The 18,450-nt window shown below is 51.0% G+C and carries 22 protein-coding genes; 11 read left to right on the forward strand and 11 right to left on the reverse strand.

What is annotated here, in order from left to right; genetic code table 11:
• Nucleotides 1-61: 61 nt before the first annotated feature.
• Nucleotides 62-343, forward strand: coding sequence for a hypothetical protein (locus B1H58_RS14985; protein ID WP_085071272.1), 282 nt, complete (start codon nucleotides 62-64; stop codon nucleotides 341-343).
• Here B1H58_RS14985 and B1H58_RS14990 read toward each other — a convergent pair whose 3' ends face one another.
• Nucleotides 344-1,930: a methyl-accepting chemotaxis protein gene (locus tag B1H58_RS14990; protein ID WP_085071273.1), complete on the reverse strand. Its 1,587-nt coding sequence runs from the start codon at nucleotides 1,928-1,930 to the stop codon at nucleotides 344-346.
• A 128-nt stretch (nucleotides 1,931-2,058) separates the two neighbouring features.
• Nucleotides 2,059-2,715 carry an epoxyqueuosine reductase QueH gene (locus B1H58_RS14995; protein ID WP_085071274.1) on the reverse strand — a complete coding sequence of 219 codons (657 nt, stop codon included), beginning with the start codon at nucleotides 2,713-2,715 and terminating at the stop codon, nucleotides 2,059-2,061.
• 153 nt (nucleotides 2,716-2,868) lie between these two features.
• On the opposite strand from B1H58_RS14995, the gene B1H58_RS15000 reads away from it, so the two are divergent.
• Nucleotides 2,869-4,281: a DNA cytosine methyltransferase gene (locus tag B1H58_RS15000; protein WP_085071275.1), complete on the forward strand. Its 1,413-nt coding sequence runs from the start codon at nucleotides 2,869-2,871 to the stop codon at nucleotides 4,279-4,281.
• Between the two features lie 145 nt (nucleotides 4,282-4,426).
• On the opposite strand, the gene B1H58_RS15005 is transcribed toward B1H58_RS15000, so the two are convergent.
• Nucleotides 4,427-5,149, reverse strand: a complete 723-nt coding sequence (locus tag B1H58_RS15005) for an alanyl-tRNA editing protein (protein WP_085071276.1) — start codon at nucleotides 5,147-5,149, stop codon at nucleotides 4,427-4,429.
• Nucleotides 5,150-5,291: 142 nt separating this feature from the next.
• Between B1H58_RS15005 and B1H58_RS15010 the strand changes: the two genes are divergently transcribed.
• Nucleotides 5,292-5,816 carry a very short patch repair endonuclease gene (locus B1H58_RS15010; protein WP_085071277.1) on the forward strand — a complete coding sequence of 175 codons (525 nt, stop codon included), beginning with the start codon at nucleotides 5,292-5,294 and terminating at the stop codon, nucleotides 5,814-5,816.
• A 29-nt stretch (nucleotides 5,817-5,845) separates the two neighbouring features.
• On the opposite strand, the gene B1H58_RS15015 is transcribed toward B1H58_RS15010, so the two are convergent.
• Nucleotides 5,846-7,216: a methyl-accepting chemotaxis protein gene (locus tag B1H58_RS15015; protein WP_167373294.1), complete on the reverse strand. Its 1,371-nt coding sequence runs from the start codon at nucleotides 7,214-7,216 to the stop codon at nucleotides 5,846-5,848.
• A 538-nt stretch (nucleotides 7,217-7,754) separates the two neighbouring features.
• Between B1H58_RS15015 and B1H58_RS15020 the strand changes: the two genes are divergently transcribed.
• The 6 genes from B1H58_RS15020 to B1H58_RS15040 all read left to right on the forward strand — a co-directional run bounded on the left by B1H58_RS15020 (nucleotide 7,755) and on the right by B1H58_RS15040 (nucleotide 10,671).
• Nucleotides 7,755-8,024, forward strand: coding sequence for a hypothetical protein (locus B1H58_RS15020; protein WP_085071279.1), 270 nt, complete (start codon nucleotides 7,755-7,757; stop codon nucleotides 8,022-8,024).
• Between the two features lie 14 nt (nucleotides 8,025-8,038).
• Nucleotides 8,039-8,941 (forward strand): DUF808 family protein, encoded by a 903-nt coding sequence (locus B1H58_RS15025; RefSeq protein WP_085071280.1) that lies wholly within the window; start codon nucleotides 8,039-8,041, stop codon nucleotides 8,939-8,941.
• A 39-nt stretch (nucleotides 8,942-8,980) separates the two neighbouring features.
• Nucleotides 8,981-9,112 (forward strand): hypothetical protein, encoded by a 132-nt coding sequence (locus B1H58_RS21170; protein ID WP_257788814.1) that lies wholly within the window; start codon nucleotides 8,981-8,983, stop codon nucleotides 9,110-9,112.
• A gap of 221 nt (nucleotides 9,113-9,333) precedes the next feature.
• Nucleotides 9,334-9,513 carry a YodC family protein gene (locus tag B1H58_RS15030; protein WP_085071281.1) on the forward strand — a complete coding sequence of 60 codons (180 nt, stop codon included), beginning with the start codon at nucleotides 9,334-9,336 and terminating at the stop codon, nucleotides 9,511-9,513.
• Nucleotides 9,514-9,624: 111 nt separating this feature from the next.
• Nucleotides 9,625-10,302: a LexA family protein gene (locus B1H58_RS15035; RefSeq protein ID WP_085071282.1), complete on the forward strand. Its 678-nt coding sequence runs from the start codon at nucleotides 9,625-9,627 to the stop codon at nucleotides 10,300-10,302.
• A 93-nt stretch (nucleotides 10,303-10,395) separates the two neighbouring features.
• Entirely contained in the window at nucleotides 10,396-10,671 is a 276-nt protein-coding gene (locus B1H58_RS15040; protein ID WP_157130185.1) for a hypothetical protein, read from the forward strand.
• Between the two features lie 69 nt (nucleotides 10,672-10,740).
• Here B1H58_RS15040 and B1H58_RS15045 read toward each other — a convergent pair whose 3' ends face one another.
• From B1H58_RS15045 to B1H58_RS15055, 3 genes are all read right to left on the reverse strand, one after another.
• A complete protein-coding gene (locus tag B1H58_RS15045) occupies nucleotides 10,741-11,961 on the reverse strand; it encodes a glycosyltransferase family protein (protein ID WP_085071284.1) in 1,221 nt (406 codons plus the stop codon).
• Nucleotides 11,962-12,005: 44 nt separating this feature from the next.
• Nucleotides 12,006-12,812: a mannosyl-3-phosphoglycerate phosphatase-related protein gene (locus B1H58_RS15050; RefSeq protein WP_085071285.1), complete on the reverse strand. Its 807-nt coding sequence runs from the start codon at nucleotides 12,810-12,812 to the stop codon at nucleotides 12,006-12,008.
• A 370-nt stretch (nucleotides 12,813-13,182) separates the two neighbouring features.
• Nucleotides 13,183-13,401: a DUF2525 domain-containing protein gene (locus B1H58_RS15055; RefSeq protein WP_085071286.1), complete on the reverse strand. Its 219-nt coding sequence runs from the start codon at nucleotides 13,399-13,401 to the stop codon at nucleotides 13,183-13,185.
• A gap of 339 nt (nucleotides 13,402-13,740) precedes the next feature.
• On the opposite strand from B1H58_RS15055, the gene B1H58_RS15060 reads away from it, so the two are divergent.
• Together B1H58_RS15060 and dsrB are read left to right on the forward strand one after the other, a co-directional pair.
• A complete protein-coding gene (locus B1H58_RS15060; protein WP_085071287.1) occupies nucleotides 13,741-13,899 on the forward strand; it encodes a YqaE/Pmp3 family membrane protein in 159 nt (52 codons plus the stop codon).
• 54 nt (nucleotides 13,900-13,953) lie between these two features.
• Nucleotides 13,954-14,151, forward strand: a complete 198-nt coding sequence (gene dsrB, locus B1H58_RS15065; protein ID WP_085071288.1) for a protein DsrB — start codon at nucleotides 13,954-13,956, stop codon at nucleotides 14,149-14,151.
• A 69-nt stretch (nucleotides 14,152-14,220) separates the two neighbouring features.
• On the opposite strand, the gene B1H58_RS15070 is transcribed toward dsrB, so the two are convergent.
• The 4 genes from B1H58_RS15070 to fliQ all read right to left on the reverse strand — a co-directional run bounded on the left by B1H58_RS15070 (nucleotide 14,221) and on the right by fliQ (nucleotide 18,447).
• Nucleotides 14,221-15,921, reverse strand: coding sequence for a methyl-accepting chemotaxis protein (locus B1H58_RS15070; protein ID WP_085071289.1), 1,701 nt, complete (start codon nucleotides 15,919-15,921; stop codon nucleotides 14,221-14,223).
• Between the two features lie 143 nt (nucleotides 15,922-16,064).
• The gene (rcsA, locus tag B1H58_RS15075; RefSeq protein WP_085071290.1) at nucleotides 16,065-16,700 is read right to left on the reverse strand and encodes a transcriptional regulator RcsA; all 636 of its coding nucleotides are present in this window, start codon (nucleotides 16,698-16,700) and stop codon (nucleotides 16,065-16,067) included.
• 649 nt (nucleotides 16,701-17,349) lie between these two features.
• The gene (gene fliR / locus B1H58_RS15085; RefSeq protein ID WP_085071292.1) at nucleotides 17,350-18,135 is read right to left on the reverse strand and encodes a flagellar biosynthetic protein FliR; all 786 of its coding nucleotides are present in this window, start codon (nucleotides 18,133-18,135) and stop codon (nucleotides 17,350-17,352) included.
• Between the two features lie 42 nt (nucleotides 18,136-18,177).
• A complete protein-coding gene (fliQ, locus tag B1H58_RS15090; protein ID WP_085071293.1) occupies nucleotides 18,178-18,447 on the reverse strand; it encodes a flagellar biosynthesis protein FliQ in 270 nt (89 codons plus the stop codon).
• Between the last annotated feature and the right edge of the window lie 3 nt (nucleotides 18,448-18,450).

An 18,450-nucleotide genomic window follows, 5' to 3' on the forward strand; every position in this document is an offset into this window, starting at 1 on the left:
GACAGTCTGTTAAATTCCCGGCTGTTCCGCTACGTTGACCCAAACAACCAGGAGAAATGGTATGACTGACACGGTTAGCTTAACTATTAAAATTGATCCGAACCTAAAAGAAACCTTGAAAACGCTGGCGCTGGAAAACCAGCTGTCGCTGAGCCAGGAAGTGAGCCAGCGCTTACAGGCCAGCTTATTGACCCAGCCGCATCCGGCCATTGATAACCAGCATACCCAGGAAATTGATGCCCAGGAAACGGCAGGGCAGGAAGAAGATGACGCGCCACAGCTAACCAGCAGCGAGCTGAAACAAATTCGCACGCTGCTGAAAAAAAGCAAAAAGAAGAAATAATTACAGGCTGAACTGGCGCACGCTTGCAGAAAGACGCTGCGCCTGTTCGATCAAAATTTGAGAGGCGCTGGCGCTTTGCTGTGACAGCGCTTCATTTTGTTCTACCTGTTGCGCCATTCTTGAAATTTCCGCTGCAATCTTACCAACGCGCTCGCTTTGTGCCGTCGCATTCTGTTCCAGCTCCGCCAGCAGTACCACAACGCCGGATACTTCCTTACGAATCTGATCGTAGAGGGCTTCCAGCGCCTGCACGCGTTCCGAGCCGGTTGAGATATGCTGATGCGTATGTTGGATCCGCCGATCGATTTCACGCGTGGAATGACTGCTCTGATTCGAGAGCAAGCCGATCTCTTTCGCGACGATGGAAAAACCACGACCATACGCGCCGGCATGAGCCGATTCAATGGCGGCGTTCAGCGCCAGCATCCGCGTCTGGAGCGATAACCCTTCCAGCAAACTGACAATGCCTGAAATTTCACCTGAAGCCAGTACGATATCGCGCATGTGCGTATCCACCTGACTCACCATTTCGCCGCAGCGCTGGGTCAGCGTATCGGTGTGTTGCACCTGTCGGGTAGCGTGTTGAGTAAAGCGGCTGCTGCTTTCGACTTCCTCCGCCATACGTGTCAGACGCGCAGAAATATGGGCAAAGGCGCTGCTCTGTTGCTGATTACTGTTATTTAGCGTGTCGCTGTGCTGTACGATCCCTTCGGCGCTCTGCATAACCGCATCGGCAATGCCGTTAATCTCGCTGACAATATGCTGCAAACCCTGCTGCATTTGCCGCATGGCCTGCCACAGACGTTGCATCTCATGCGATTGTCGCCCCGACTCCGATAAGGGCTGCGTCAAATTACCGGTGGCAATATGCTTCAGCTCGATGGTGGCCTGGGTCAGCGGTTGCAGAACGCCGCGCAGCAACAGCCCTCCCGCCACCACCAGCATCGCTAACAAAAGCAGAGAAAAGAACAAAAGCAGATTGCGGCTGTCGGTCAGCGAACGCAGCGTGATCTGATTGGTGGCGCTCGCCTGCCGATCGGCCTGGGCCTGGGTGGCGTGCCACGCCTCGCTAAACTGCTGCTGAAAAGCTTCCATCGGCACCATAAAAAAACCGTCAATACTGTTATCGTTCAGGCTTTTTAACTGCTCCTGCAGACCGCTTGCCAGCTGATGAAAACTTTGCGCCAGCGGGCTATCAGACGGCGCGCCGTAACGGGTAAAGGCTTCCTGCGCCTGGGTGAGGGCCTCTGCTGCGCTGGCTGCCAGTGGTTTCCAGCTATCCACCGATCCGGTTTCTTTGTCCTGCATAAACCAGATGCCGGCGCGATGGCTGTTATCGCTGGCCGTCAGCAGCGCAACGCGGGCATTTTCCAGCAGCGCCTGGCGTTGATGCAGCTGCTGCGCGATTTCTACTGAAGTATGGGTATGGCTGACAGAGCGGGTCAGGATCAGCACGCTGGTGCACTGAAGCAGGCAGAACAGACCCAGAAAAAGCCAGAATGCCGCGCTAAGGCTGAATAAAAACTCAGGCAAACGAAAACGTAAAGGGCGCACCAGGCGCAACGGAAGCACTGAAAGTAGCGACATAATCCTTTCCATAAAAATAAAAAGGAGTATTGGCGCGACTGATGTCAATTTTGTGACAGCGGCGGCGCCAGGAGCAGTTTCGGTAGTTCTGCTGGCATTAAGACAAATCTGAGGAGGATAGCGCGGCGTTAGCTTTCTTCATCGCCGTAATAGACCACGCCCAGCCTGATTAATGGACGGCCCTGAGATTTACGATGCAAATTGCTGTCGCGCAGCGAGTAAACGCAGCCACAGTATTCTTGCTGATAAAAACGTTCGCGCTTGCTGATTTCAATCATTCGCGCCGAGCCGCCTTTTTTACGCCAGTTGTAATCCCAGTAAGTCATACCCTGATAAGGGGCCGCCGCACGCTCTCCGCAGTCGTTGATTTGCTGCATATTCTTCCAGCGGGAAATGCCTAATGAGCTGGAAATGACCGGAAAGCCATGCTCCCAGGCATACAGCGCGGTGCGTTCAAAACGCATATCAAAGCACATGGTGCAGCGCACACCACGTTCCGGCTCCCATTCCATGCCTTTGGCACGCTCAAACCAGTTATCGGTGTCGTAATCGGCATCGACAAAAGGCACGCCATGTTTTTCCGCAAAGCGGATATTTTCCTCTTTGCGCAGCAGATACTCTTTCTGCGGATGAATATTGGGATTGTAAAAGAAAATGGTGTAATCGATGCCGGAAGCGTGTAGCGCTTCCATCACTTCGCCGGAGCAGGGCGCACAGCAGGAGTGTAATAAAAGCTTGTTAGCGCCGTTGGGTAATGACAGCTGCGGTCGTTCAGTTCCGCTCATTTCAGCTCTCCTGATGTTTTATTACGGCCAGTTTAGGGGCCATGCGCTGTGTTGTCACCCCGGAGGCGTTTAAAAAGCAATAATGCTAATCAATGGAGCGCTGGGTCAAACAGGTGATACACTTGCGGCACTTTTTCCCAAAACAGCAGAGTTATGAGCGAATTTGACCAGGTAGCGCTTCAGCTGGCTCAGCAGGCGCAGGCCGACGAGCAGCAGAAACGGATGGAAGATAGTCAGCTGCTGCTGCAGGTGCTGGAGGTTTACGATCGGAAAACCGTAGCGGCCTGTCTGCGTCAGCTAAATCAAAATGAATGGACGCGCGAATCGCTCAGCCGCTGGCTGGCTGGTAAGAGTAGTCAGCGCGCGCTTACTGCGGCAGAAGTGGCTCTGTTACAGCAGATGCTGCCGGCGCCGCCTGCGCATCATCCCAACTACGCGTTTCGTTTTATCGATCTGTTTGCCGGTATCGGCGGCATTCGCAGCGGCTTTGAAGCCATCGGCGGGCAGTGCGTATTTACCAGCGAGTGGAATAAACATGCGGTGCGCACCTATAAAGCCAACTGGTATTGCGATGAACAGCAGCATCGCTTTAATCAGGATATTCGGGATGTCACGCTAAGCCAGCACGCCGATATTGATGAGCAAACGGCGTGGGAGCATATCAATCAACAGATCCCCAGTCATGACGTGCTGCTGGCGGGTTTTCCCTGTCAGCCTTTTTCGCTGGCGGGCGTATCGAAGAAAAATGCGCTAGGACGTGCGCACGGCTTTGCCTGTGAGGCTCAGGGCACGCTGTTTTTCGACGTTGCGCGCATTATTGCCGCCAAAAAGCCGGCAATTTTCGTGCTGGAAAATGTGAAAAACCTGAAAAGCCATGACCAGGGCAAAACTTTCCGTATCATTATGCAGACGCTGGATGAGCTGGGTTATGAGGTAGCGGATGCCGACGCGCCGCCGGGGCCGGACCCGAAAATTATCGATGGTCAGCATTTTCTGCCGCAGCACCGTGAACGTATCGTGCTGGTGGGCTTTCGCCGCGAGCTGGGATTAAAGCCGGGCTTCACCCTGCGCGATATTTCCCGTTTTTGGCCGCAAAAGCGGCGTACGCTGGCGGAGCTGCTGGAGCCGCAGGTAGATGAGAAATATATTCTGACGCCAACGCTGTGGAAATATCTCTATAACTACGCGCGCAAACATCAGGCGAAGGGCAACGGTTTCGGCTTTGGCCTGTTCGATCCCGCCAGCACGCAGGGTGTGGTGCGTACGCTTTCGGCACGCTATTACAAAGATGGCTCGGAAATTCTTATCGATCGCGGCTGGGATCGCGCGCTTGGCGAAAAAGAGTTTGATAACCCGGAGAACCAACAGCGCCGTCCACGGCGTCTGACGCCGCGCGAGTGCGCACGCCTCATGGGTTTTGAAACTCCCGGCGGCAAGAAATTCCGTATTCCGGTATCGGATACACAAGCCTATCGTCAGTTTGGTAATTCAGTTATCGTGCCAGTGTTTGCAGCGGTAGCAAAACTGTTACAGCCGTGGATAGCGGAAGCGGTCAGCAAACGCTGACGCAAGCCGCTGGCCTGCGGACCAGTCATCATCGATGCTCCTGTGCTGAGCAAGCAGTTACTGCAGCTGCATACTCAGTACACCGGCATGACGCTGCATGCCCGCTAAAGCGCCTGCGACTGGAGCAGGCGTGTCGGCTGCTGGCTCAGCCTGGTAACAGCTCATAGCTGATACGTACGCCATTTTTCACCTTAATTTTACGCAGCGTCAGCTCACCAATTGCTCCGCTATGGGGAACGTGCGTGCCGCCACAGGCAAAAGGACGATAATTGCCAATGGTTACGATGCGGAGCTGCGGCTGCTGGGGGATTTTTTCCGCCAGTTCCGGACGCAGAGTGGCGATATCGTTAAAGTTGCTCTCAGTAATAGCGATCGGCAAAGCGGCGGCCAGCGCTGCGTTAATCTGTTGCTGCGCCTGCTGTAAAAAAGTTTGCGCATCCTGATGCAGTTCGCCCTGCAATTCAACGTAGGCGCCGGGTAAAAAGTGATGACCTTTATCGGGGATTAAATCGGGCTGCATTGTTTCAACCACGTGGGAAATAAGATGGCCAGCGCTGTGCGAACGCGAAGCCAGTAGGCGAAATTCAGCATCAATAGCCAGCGTTACTGGTTCACCTGCTCTCAGCGCGCCAGGTAGTGCCGCAATATAATGACGCACGCTGCCGTCACGCATCAGCGCCAACGGTGAGTCATACGATTGCCCGCCCAATGTCAGCGTGCCGCGATCGGACATTTGTCCGCCGCCCTGCGGATAAAACGGCGTGCGGTCGGTCGCGAGCCAGGCACCTTTTTCATCTGTTCCCCAGGCGATAAGCTGCGCTTCGCAACGTGTGGCTGCAGGTTCGGTACGATAAAGCAGGTCAGTCATGAAAGCTCCCGTTAATCAGCTATGAAGAATATATCCTGCCATTTTGCATGTATGCTGGCTTGTAAATTATTGCAGTACGCAGGCGGTTTGCTGGTTTTTGCCATCGGCGCATACACTGTTTATAAAGCAAAAGGAGAACATTATGGCTGATGTGCATTCGGCTGCTGTACGCAGCAAGAATATGCGCGCAATCCGCACGCGTGATACTGCTATTGAACAACGTCTGGGCGCATTGCTGACGGATCGCGGTTTTCAGTTTCGTGTACAGGATAAAAATCTGGCGGGGCGGCCCGATTTTGTGCTGGATGAGGCGCGGGCGATAATTTTTGTGCATGGCTGCTTCTGGCACCATCATCACTGTTACCTTTTCAAGGTGCCCTCTACCCGCACTGCTTTCTGGATGGGGAAAATAGGCAGTAATGTCGAGCGTGACCGACGCCATATTGCGCAATTAACGCAGCAGCAGTGGAAGGTGTTAGTGGTCTGGGAATGCGCGCTGCGCGGAAAGCTAAAACTGGATGATGAGGCGATGGTGAGTCGCCTTGAAGAGTGGATCCTGGCCAGCGACAGCAATGCCGCGATCGATCATCAGGGAATGCATCCGCTGATGCTGGCAGATGCGCCGGATCGTGCTGCCTCTGGCTTATCAACGCCGGGAGCAAGCTAAAGCCGGAGTTTTACTGAGCGTTCAGGAGGCTAATTGCCATTATGCTGTAGCGACAGACCAGAGGTTCCCCGCTCCAGTTTAAAGACATTGATCGCCTCTGTTAGCTGTGCGGCCTGAAGGCTGAGATCCTGGGTAATTTTTGTCGATTCCTCCACCAGCGCGGCATTTTTCTGCGTCACATTATCAATATCGTTCAGCGCCTGTGCTATTTGAGTCACGCCTGAACTTTGTTCCGCCGAGGCGAGGGTGATCCCCTGCATGATCTCATTTACCTGCGCTATTGATGAAACCAGTTCTTTCATGGTGTTTCCCGCCTCGGTAACCCGATCGGTGCCCTGGTTCACATTTTTTACGGATTCAGCGATTAACTGGTTAATTTCCTTCGCCGCATCTGAGCTGCGCTTCGCCAGATTACGCACCTCTGCCGCTACAACAGCAAATCCCCGGCCTTGTTCCCCTGCGCGTGCTGCTTCAACAGCGGCATTCAACGCCAGAATGTTGGTCTGATCGGCAATATCGTTAATCACATTATTGATAAACGCGATGCGGTTCGCGCTATGTTCAATATTTCCCATGGTGGAGATGACATTGCTCATAATATCTGCGGCGTTGTGGGAAATCTGACTGGCCCGCGTGGTTAACTGGCTGGCCTGGTCGGCAGTTTCAGCGTTCTGGGATACGGTAATTTTAATCTCTTCCATACTGGCTGCGGTTTGCTGCAAAGAGGTGGCTTGTGACTCGGTGCGCGAGGACAAATCATCATTTCCAAGCGCGATGTTATTTGTGTTTTGCTCGATATGGGCGGCAGAATGTTGCACCGATGAGATCATAGCGATCAAAGCATTTTTCATCTTATTCATTTCGGCGAAAAGCAAACCGAACTCATTTTTATCCTCACAGGGAACAGGAACCAGCAAGTTACCCTTGCTGATCTCAGCAAATATGAGTGATGACTGATGCAATTTATAGAGAAGATTATTTCTTACCCAGCGCCAGGTGGTCACAGAGATAATGATAATGACAATAAACACGGCGCTTGAAAAAATTACAATTTTATTTTTATATTCATGTGCCAGGCTGGCGTACAGTTTGTTTTCTTCCTCCTCTTGCTGTAGGACGTTATTCACACGTTCGCTTAAATCAGCCAGTATACTGGAGGTTGACGTCGTGGCACTGCCGCCGTTAAGAAGCTGCTGCAACGAGAAGCTATAGATCCTTACCAGTTCGTTAGTGAATTTGATAATCTCTTTCACATCCTGCTCCTGCCTGAATACTTCCAGCTCTTTCAATGCAATTTCGATATCTTTCATCCGGCGTTTAGATGAATCCACGTAGCGCTGTGTCAGTGGAGCTTTACGCCATATATCTGCATCCAGCGTATTTATATCAGCACGCGTCATGGCAATTTTATATCTGATTTCATTCAGAATTAGGGATTTTTGACTGGAGACTTTCGATTGTTCAAAGATATATTCGGAACTTATTCCAATGTTAATAACGTAAGCGATAAAAAAAGTGATAACAATCAAAATAATTAATATTAAACTGTTCGCGGCGGTCACAATCCTGATGTTGCGCATAAAATTCCTTCTCCATTTTATTTTTGTTATTAATAGAATCGGTATAACTACGGAAAACTAAAAAAATATAAAGCGCTGTAATGTTGAATTATTTAGCCAGCAGCCAGAAATCACCTGGTTGGTAATCAGGGTCCGTACGCAAACCTGTCAAAGAGAGATTGTGCTCATTTCAGTGACCATTGCCGCTAAGGGCTCACCCCGCGATAAGAGGCACCGCAGTCAGTGGCAGCGCCGCAGATCAGGCGCTATTTTTTAAGCAATTATTATCAGGGCCTAAAGTGATCTGGCGCAAAGTTTGCCAAAACAGGCCATAATTGGTTAGATCGTTGTTTTAGCCTAACCGGTCCGGGAGGACAGTATGTCCAGCATTAAACTTACGGTACGGCGACTGTATAAGCTGCAAGGAGAGCGCATGGTTAATACGCGCGCAACGGCGCGCGTATATGTTGGGGAAACCCTGGTCGCCACGGAAGAGATTACTGGCATGACGGAAAGTTCGGTCAGCAAATATTTGCACCACCAGGCCGGTAATGGACCGTTACGCGTTGAGTGGGACTGTGAAGGCATTGCCGATATGGCGGTCAGCGAGATACAGGCTTGTCCCTGTTGTCAGCATAATGAACTGTAAAAAAGGAAACTAACTTGGCTGGAACTAGCTTACTGACACTGCTTGATGACATCGCTACTTTACTTGATGACATTTCCATTATGGGAAAAGTCGCGATGAAAAAAACGGCTGGCGTATTGGGTGACGACTTATCCCTTAACGCGCAGCAGGTTAGCGGGATAAAAGCAAACCGGGAACTACCGGTGGTGTGGGGCGTAGCGAAAGGCTCGTTCCTTAATAAACTGATCCTGGTGCCGTTGGCGCTGGTTATCAGTGCCTTTGCGCCCTGGGCAATCACGCCGCTGTTGATGATCGGCGGGGCTTACCTCTGTTACGAAGGTGTGGAAAAGGTCATGCACACCCTGCAGCATGATAAAAATGCTGAAACGCCCGAGGCGCGTCAGCTGCGGCTGCAGAAACTGGTAGAGCAGGATCCTGCTGGCTATGAGAAAACGAAGATCAAAGGCGCGGTGCGCACTGATTTTATTCTCTCCGCAGAGATTGTAGCCATCACCCTGGGCATAGTTTCCGCCGCACCGCTTCTGAATCAGATTTTGGTTTTATCCGGCATCGCCATTTTGGTTACCGTCGGCGTGTATGGCCTTGTGGCCGCTATCGTAAAGCTGGACGATCTTGGCTTCTGGCTGTGCGATAAATCTTCAGCGGTAGCGCAGGCGGTGGGGAAAACGCTGCTGGTGCTGGCACCCTGGCTGATGAAGGTGCTTTCTGTGGTGGGCACCCTGGCTATGTTCCTGGTGGGCGGCGGTATTGTCGTGCATGGTATTCCGGTGTTGCACCATATGATCACCCACTTCAGCGAAGGTTTTCATGGTGTGATTACCGTACTGCTGGAAAACGGCGCTAACCTGGTGATCGGCTTTATTATTGGTTCGATTGTGCTGTTAGCGGTAAATCTGATTGCGAAGCTGCGCGCTTAATGTATAAAGTGCGGCGAAATTGATTAACGGGAGCAGGCCATGAACGACGATATGTTTGAATTTGATATTGATGCTCAGCTGGAAGAGGCGCAGGCTAACGCTGAAAAGAAAGCCAGCGAAGTGCCGGTTGAGCTGAATGATGAAGCTGATTGCGAAGGCTGCAAAATCTAATCATCGATGGCTTCTCAGCAATATATTTAAAACGGACACCTGTCCGTTTTTTTTGTCTCCCGTGCGGGTGAAACCAGGGTTAACTTTGCTGTTTTATTTTTTGCTGATATTTCGTCAACTTCCGCACGTCATGATGCTTTTTAGGAGAGCGCGGCAGGAAATTTCCAGTGGGGCTGCTATACATAATGGGTGCTTTTTCACCAAACTAAGGAGGCCGCATTATGTTTATCAGCGTCAGTGATGAAGTGAAGCATAAAGAGGATGGTCAAACCATGATCGTCACCGGCATTGCCAGCGGAATGGTGGAATGTCGCTGGTATGACGGTTACAGCGTAAGACGCGAAACATTCCATGAAGAAGAACTGTTCCCGGTTAATTCTGCCCGCCAGCTTGCCAGCTAAATCCTTTCTCTTCCCCCGCCAGCCTTGACTGGCGGGATGAGTTTTTGTACATTTGGTTCATTATGTATCTTTTTTAGCGCAATATTGCGCTTTTGATGAACCAGGTGAACTATGTCAGAAGAAACTCTTCGTCACGCTTTTTCCGCAAGGCTTATTGAAGCCTGTAATCGTAAAGGACTGGAATCGCACGGGCGCGGTGTCACTCTGGCGCGTGTCCTGTCGGTAACGCCGCGTGCCGTTGGTAAATGGCTGAACGGCGAGGCGATGCCGCGCGATGGTAAAATGCAGGCGCTGGCGGACTATCTGGACGTTAGCCGCGAGTGGCTGCAATTGGGCACCACGGCGCTAGATAATAACGTGCGTGCGGTTGCTCAGGCGCCCGGCTATAACAGCTATCCACTGATAAGCTGGGTCAGCGCCGGGCTCTGGAGCGAGGCGGTAGAGCCCTGGTCACGGGCGGAAATCGATCGCTGGCCAGCCACTACGCGTCACGTCAGTGAAAACAGCTTCTGGCTGGAGGTTAAAGGCGATTCAATGACCTCGCCGGTGGGGCTGAGTATTCCGGAAGGAATGATGATTCTGGTCGATCCTGATATTCCCGCCACCTCCGGGAAACTGGTGGTGGCGCGCTTAATCAATGCTAATGAAGCTACCTTTAAACGCTATATCGAAGATGGCGGGCGTAAGTATCTTAAGCCGTTAAATCCAGAATATAAAATGCAGGAAATTCATGATGATTGCCGCATTATCGGCGTGGTTGTCGAAGCAAAATGGGAAAATTTAGCTTAAGCGATTCAGTTAACAATGTGAACTAATTGTTCTTGCAATAAGTGTACTTTTGGTTCATTATCTCTCTATCCTTTTATCGTCGGGAGAAGAGGAATGGACTGGATAATGAATGGCATCTTGTTGCTGTTGGGCGTGGTTAAAGGCTCTGTCAGTGAGCTAACGCTTCAGGAATGGGGCTATCTGGTTGGCATCGTTTTTACTCTGTTGCGTGGCATCATGATCTGGCGTGACAACCGTAACGAGCAGCGGCGACGTACTGAAATTTTTGAACGCTATGTCAGTCAGCTGGCGCAACAGGGCGTGCGTCAGGCCTGGAAAAAATTGCGGCACCTGGAGAGCCGACCGCCGTCAGAAACGCCTAAAGAGTAAGCGCCTGCTGTGTGCCAGCAGGCGTTGATGGGCAGAGCAGGGCGGCTTATACCGCTCCTGCTGTTGAGGTTAAACGTGACCTTCGTTATCTTCTTCGACCGCCTGATAAATACGCTGCAAAATATCAGGGAAGGCAGACTGCACGCGGCTCCAGCTGGGAATAAAAGGCTTATCGTTAGGGCGCTCCATAAAGGCCTGGCCTGCTTCCAGAATCGCCTGAGTAAACATTTCTACCGCCGCCTCTTCACTGTGCTGATCGAAATGCAGGCCGTTCATGGTCGCTTCATGGCTGTAGATTTCCATCATATCCAGCGCGTTACGATAGTAGGTCGCTTTCAGCACCCGGAAAGAGTCGCTGGTCAGGCTTACGCCCATTGTGGCCAGCTTGCGCAATAGCGACTGCACAATATCATTGCTCATACGACGCAGGCCGCCGGTGCCATCTTCCTCTGAAAGCGGCTGATGCTTGTGATCGTAATTATGTGCGATTTCCGCCTGACAGCTTTGGCGGGTGGTGTAGTTACGATAGATCTCTGACAGCACCCCTATCTCCAGCCCCCAGTCGCCGGGAATTTTTATATTATTCAGCACATGGGTACGCATAGCGAATTCGCCGGAGAGCGGGTAACGGAAGCTGCTGAGATATTCCAGATACTCGGAATGACCATAAACCTGCTGCAACGAGCGCAGCAGCGGCCCTACCAGAAGCCGACCCACGCGCCCGTTCAGCTTGTTGTTAGCCACGCGCGCGTAAAAGCCTTTGCAGAACTCATACTGAAACGCCGGATTAGCCAGCGGATAGAGCAGACGTGCCAGCATGCCGCGCTCATAGGTCACAATATCGCAATCATGCAGCGCTACGCAGCTGCTGCGATCGGAGGCGAGCGTATAGCCAGTACAGAACCAAACGTTGCGTCCTTTACCCGGCTCGGTGGGAGACAATCCCTCTTTGTCCAGCTCGGCGTCCAGTGCTTTCAGACGCGGACCGTCGTTCCATAAAATACGGTGGCGCTGGGGCAGGCGGGAAAAAAATTCACGCGCAAACAGAAACTGATCGCGATCGGCGCGATCAAGCCCAATTACAATCTCCTCCAGATAGGGCACCTTCGCCAGTTCATCAACAATATGGTTAAGGGCCGGTCCTTCCAGTTCAGAAAACAGGGAGGGTAAAATCAAGCCCATTTTGCGTTTACGCGCAAATTGCACCATCTCTTTTTCCAGCGACTCCGTAGAGCGACCGGTCAGATTATGAAAATTTGTAATAACGCCATTCTGGAAAAAATCACTCATATCTGGTCCCCATAAAGCAATCAGGCGAAAATGCCATGATTGGGTTATTCCTGCGCGATAAAATAGTCCAGCCCTTCGCTCCAGCCAGTCGGGCCATATTCCGTGGTTTGATAGACGTGGCGCTCATCCTGGCGCGTTAGCTCAACCGGAAATTTGCTATAACCTTTGATCACGACCGCATAGTCAACGCTGTCTAACATTGGCGCATCGTTAGGGCCGTCGCCAAGTCCGACGGTAATAAAGCGTTTACCGCCCGCCGTGGTCATATTTTGCAGTAGCCAGCGTAGCGCTTCGCCTTTGCCGCTGCCTTTTGGCATCACATGCCAGAAACGTCCTCCCTGTACCAGCATCAGCGACTCCTGCTCCAGCTGCTGCCGGAAAAGCGCAAACTGTTCATCCGTATCGCGCCACACCAGCGCTTCCGATGCCTCACGCATGCGCGCCAGAGCGACGTTTGCCACGGACAAGCCGGTAATATTCACCAACTCTTTTTCGGTAAATTCGCTAAAGCCGGTGAAACGAAACTGGTGCTGCTGTTGCAGACGACGCAGACACTCACAGATTTCGTCATAATTTTTACCGGCGTGATGACGCACCATTTCGCCCTGCGCATTATCGATCTGTACCAGCGCGCCGTTTTCAGCAATAAAAGGTGCACCGGGAAAACCCAGCTCCTGCTGTAGCGGAATAACCTCTGCAGCCGTTTTACTGGTACATATCACCAGCGGAATATGCTGCTGTTTTAGCAGAGTTAGCCAACGTTCTGCTGGCTCCCAGCTGTAGGTGTGATGATCTAACAAAGAACCATCCAGGTCAGTGATGATCATTAACGGGTCGTGCAGATGCGGCATGCTTAAATCCTCATGATAACGGAGGCCCGCTCCGATAAATGCTGATGCCTAAGTATAACGACAGATGTTAATTATGATGGGTGATTAGCGTAAAAGGCAGGTGAACTCTTTGCTCGGATAATTCTGTAAAAAAAAGAATAGTGGCACAGTAGGCTGTAGCAAAAAGGAGAGTAAAACAGAGATAAGCTGGCGATATTTAAGCGCTAACTTGTCGACGATTAACCACTGGCATCCCGTTTAACGGCTAAATAAGATTTGTCTTAAGGGAAAAATATCGTAATCTGGAGCCGTTAAGGAATTACCTGGTGTAACGAATTTCATTGACGGTTCTGTCATCCCGGCCTCATGAGGTCGGGATTTTTTTTGCCGCTTAACGATTAACCTCGCTAACCGAGCAGTCGTGAATATCAAATTCAAACGAATGCGATATCTGTGGGCCAAAGCCATAACCCGCAGACATATTTTGCTGTTGCGCCAGATCCCATTCGCTGTCGGTATCCATTTTATCGCAAAGCCAGCCACCATCCTGCGCTGAAGAGGATGCGGGGTAACCTTTTCCCCTGACGCTACGCGGTTCATCGTTGTTCATGGTGGTCTCCGGCAAACGTATGGCCAGATAAGTATAGGCGAAGCACCGCCAGGAAATGAGATAAGGCTCGCAGGTTGGTATAACCAGGAAATTACTTAAAAAAAAGCCCGCGCTGCGCGGGCAAAATCCTTGTTACTTTTAGGTTGACTGCGCCTATGGGGTTGGTGCAGTAAAAACAGTGTAGACAGAACCACTGTCAGAAGTCTCGCGATGAAACGTTAAGAAAGCGAAAATTCTGAGGGGGAGTTTCTTTTGCGCGCCTTTACGCAGCCTTACAGGCAACAAATAACAATCCTGCTACACTTAACCGCGGGAAAAATGAAGAAAACAGGAGACGTTATGGATTTATTGCGCATTATTATTGCCATTTTGTTACCACCGCTGGGCGTATTTTTGCAGGTAGGTTTTGGCGGCGCGTTCTGGCTAAACATCATACTGACGCTGTTGGGTTATATTCCGGGTATTATTCATGCGGTCTGGGTCATTGCACGCCGTTAATTCGCCGTTTATGCTCCGCTATTAATGTAAAAGCCCAGGCAAGAGAGCATGAGGATGAAGGTAAACGATCGCGTCACGGTAAAAACCGATGGCGGCCCGCGTCGTCCAGGCACCATTCTGGCGGCGGAGGATTTTAACGAAGGCACTATGTATCTGGTGGCGCTGGAAGATTATCCGCTGGGTATCTGGTTTTTTAATGAAACTGACCATGACGAAGGCGTGTTCGTCGAGCCGCTGGCGGACAGCGAATAGATAAAAACCCACCTGCAGAGGTGGGTTTTTTACGTTTAGGCGACCCTCTCTTAAGTGCCGCCGCTGCGATTAAAACTTTTCCCAGTTATCGTTGGAGGCCACAGCCACTGCCGGACGTAGCTTGACGGCGGTTGGCGCAGCCGGCGCAACGCTAACCGGAGCGCTGCTTTCCTGCTGCGACAGGCGGAAGGTGGCGACGGCTTGCGTCAGGCGAGCGGCCTGTTCTTCCAGCGAAACAGCAGCCGAAGAGGCCTCTTCGACCAGCGCGGCGTTCTGCTGGGTAACATTATCCATCTCGGTAACGGCCTGGCTAACCTGCTGAATTCCGCGACTCTGCTCATCGGACGCGGCGGCAATTTCCGCCATGATATCGGTAACGCGACGTACCGCTTCCACAATATCGGTCATGGTTGAGCCAGCATGGCTGACCTGCGTAGAGCCCTGACCGATCAATTGCACCGATTCGGCAATCAGGCCATCAATCTCTTTCGCGGCCTGTGCGCTGCGCTGCGCCAGATTACGCACTTCGCTGGCAACCACCGCAAATCCACGCCCCTGCTCACCGGCCCGTGCCGCCTCAACCGCCGCGTTCAGCGCCAGAATATTAGTCTGGAAAGCGATACTGTTAATGACATTGGTGATCTCAGCAATTTTCTTCGAGCTGCCGGAGATATTGTTCATGGTATTGATCACGCCGCTGACAATATTGCCGCCTTCGCGCGCTTTGCCGGAGGCATCGGCAGCGAGCTGACTGGCATGATGGGCGTTATCGGCGTTCTGTTTTACCGTGGCCGTTAGCTGTTCCATACTGGCTGCCGTCTGTTCCAGAGCTGAAGCCTGTTGTTCGGTACGCGAGGAGAGATCGGTATTACCTGCAGAGATCTCCCCGGAACCCTGATAAATGGCTACGGCACCTTCACGTACCACGCCGACGGTTTGCACCAGCGCCTGCTGCATCGCCTGAAGGTTCGCGCCCAGCATGCCGATTTCGCTGCGGCCCCAGCTGCGGGCCGGGGCAGTAAGATCGCCTGCGGCGATGCGTGCGATACGCTCACCCGCCTGCTGCAGTGGGTTAATCACTATGCGACGCAAAAAGATAAATGTCATCAGCGTCAGCACCAGCGCCGCGGCAAACGCCACGCCCATAATCACAAAGCCAAGGTGTGATTGCGCATTTGCCTGCTGATTAATCGCCTCGGCGCGCGCGGTACGAATCTTGATAGCTTTCAGTAATACCTGATTATATTGATCGTCAAGCTTGCGGGTTACGTCGGTTTCCTGAGCAATCACGCCTTCAAAGCTCCCCTGTTTGGCTGAATTTACCATCGGGAGTAGCCCCTGATTAAGGTAGGCGTTAAATTGCGTTTTTAGCGGCGCATCAAGCGCGCTGTCGGCTTCGCTTTTCAGCGGGCGGGCCAGATAGGTATCAAAGTTTTGCTGTGCCTGAGCAAGACGTTTTTCTACCGCCGTCAGAATAGAGCGGAATTCATCCATTTCTCCAATACGCGCCGCAGCGCCCGCGTGGATCACCAGCAGCCTGGCAGTACGGAGATGGTTAGAGCTGTTAGATAAAGCCATACGAACCTGAATTTCCTGTGTTGCTTCGTCCAGTGAACGATTGCTTTGCAGCAAAAACCAGCCGGAAAGCGCAATGCACAGGGCAAACAGCAATAAAATACCGCTAAAAATTGCCGTAAAAAGGGGAACCAAACGTAGATGTTGCCAAAAGCTGACCCGTTCTTGGGCCTCATCAGGGGAGGTGTTCTTCATATCCTTTTGCTCTCTGTAGGTAAGGTGGCGATGTCGAAGCTGTCATAAGCATCGGCAACCCTGGCAAAAGGCTTAGCGGGATAAATGAGAGGCGTGTCGCAAAATGCATAAACAGGATGGCCGGCAAAAGCCGGCCATCCTGTTTATCTTACATTCACATAGATACCGGACGTCACGTTGTCCGTCAGGCGCACTACATGATAAATAACCTGTTTATTATGCGTTTTGATTTTACGCTTAATGTTGCCTTTGTGGGATGAAACCGTCTTGGCTTTAATTTGCATCTTGTCAGAGATTTGAATGGTATCGTGCCCGGACATCCACATTTTAAGCATATTTGATTCGGTCTGGCTGAGCGTCAATGGATTCGCATCAATGCCAGCAGAGGCGCGTGTGTTGGCGCTAACCTTTTTCTGTAAATAGCTGCTTAATAACTTATCCAGCGTGGCGGACTTTACCGATTTTGATGTAATAATCAGGTTCTTACGAACGTAGAGATATTCCTCAAAATGGATATTGGCAATCGCCATAAAGATTAGAAATAACGTATCAGGATGCTGCAGAATAATATTGCGAATACGTTCGCTGGAATCGGCTTCATGAATGAAGCATTCTTCGTTAATAAAGACAACGCCAGGTTTTAGCTGTTGGCATTTAATTTGTAGCTGCTCAATATCGTTAACGGATGAGATATTTTTCTTTTTAATCCCTTTTGTAGCCATGTAATCCATTAATCCCAGACGTGTGTAGCTGCATGAATCCATAATAATCGTTGGCATGATAGCGACCCTCACCAATTTGTTATCCGTTAAATCAACGATGAATACGCGTTTGCGGTACGGGAAAGATTTCTATTAACAATCTTGTAATTTTACTCAGCTGTGCTGAATCCGAAACGGAGCAGTGCCGAGGTCATCTTTCGTCCTTGTATCTACAGCAGATTTTGCGCAGGGCAGCATAAATGACTGCCTCTAAGCGCAGCAGAACGCAAACAGCATCTTGTCAGAATGACAAACTGCCCCGGTTGGCGTCTGATGCAACTTTTGAGAACGCTTACACTATCGCGCACAACTAAGATAATCCTGATAGGACAAATCTTAAAATGATTTGTTTCGCGAATGTGTAGCAAACTCGGGAGCCGAGACAATGCCGTAAAAATCCATTTTAGACAAGAAAAAAACGCAGAAAAATTTTTCCTTTCGAAAACATCCATTTGCGTATTCCGCCCAAGGCTGACCTGACATAAAACTCGTTGCGAAGTCCGTTTTAAAATACGCGATGCGTAATTTAATGCGAATAATTTTCATCGCTTTAAAGTATTTATCAGATTTTCCTTAGTGAAATTCTGGTAAAAATGGTTCGAAAAGTACGCAGAAACATTGTGTGTGCTTAAGTATTCATAAGCGTCAACTTAAGAGATGTTGGAGATTAGTTTTGCGGCATTTCAGAAAGTATGTCAGAAAGTAAATCAAACACTTCACTAAACAGGTGCTCACAAAAGGGGGCGAGGAGTGGCATAAGTATGCCAATTGTTAAAATTCCGATCGATAAGGTTATAGGAAAGCCAATAGCGAAAACGGATAGCTGAGGTGCAACACGATTTAACAAACCCAGGGCCAGGTTAATCGTGAGCAATAAAATGATAAGCGGTAGCGCCAGTCGCATACCGTTGAGAAAGATTAACCCGCCCGCTTTAGCAAGCGCCAGGAATGCATTGGCATTAAGTGGATCTCCACCAATCGGCAATGTATGAAAACTGTCCGCCAGCAGCGAGATTAACCACAGATGCCCGTTGAAGGTGAGAAACAGCAACATCGCCAGCATATCCAGGAAGCGTGCCAGCACTGGCATATTCAGTCGACTGCCCGGATCAAAGAAGGTGGCGAATGAGAGCCCCATCTGTAATCCGATGAGTTCACCCGCCATGCGAACTGCGGCAAAAGCGAACTGCATAGTGAAACCTAAAGCGATGCCAATCAAAATTTGCTGAATTAATAGCCAAAAACCGCCTACTGAAAACAGCGTTACATTAGCTGGCGGCAACTGCGGTGCCAGAATCCAGGTAATCATGACCGCCAGACCGATTTTGACCTTTTTACTAACGGCGCGTTCACTGAAAATGGGTGCCGTACTGAACAGGGCCAGCAAACGCACCAGCGGCCAGAAAAACTGGCCGACCCAGAGCATCAGTTGGTTGCTGTCCAGCGTTAACATAGGTGCGGTCTCTTAAAGGTCGGGCGGAGAAGAGCGGGTCGGTTAGCCGATCATATAGGGCAGGTTGCTGAACAGCGTGCGGATATAGTCCAGCAGCAGGTTTAGCATCCAGGGGCCCGCCACTACTACAGTAGCGGCTACGGATAAAATTTTGGGAATAAAAGAGAGCGTCTGCTCGTTGACCTGGGTCGCCGCCTGCAACAGGCTAATAATCAGACCGCTGATCAGTGCAGCCAGCAGCAGCGGGGCCGCCACCATCAGGGCGATTTTCATTGCGTCGTGGCCAAGGACCATTACCGATTCTGGGGACATGAT

The organism is Pantoea alhagi (assembly GCF_002101395.1).
Classification (GTDB): domain Bacteria; phylum Pseudomonadota; class Gammaproteobacteria; order Enterobacterales; family Enterobacteriaceae; genus Mixta; species Mixta alhagi.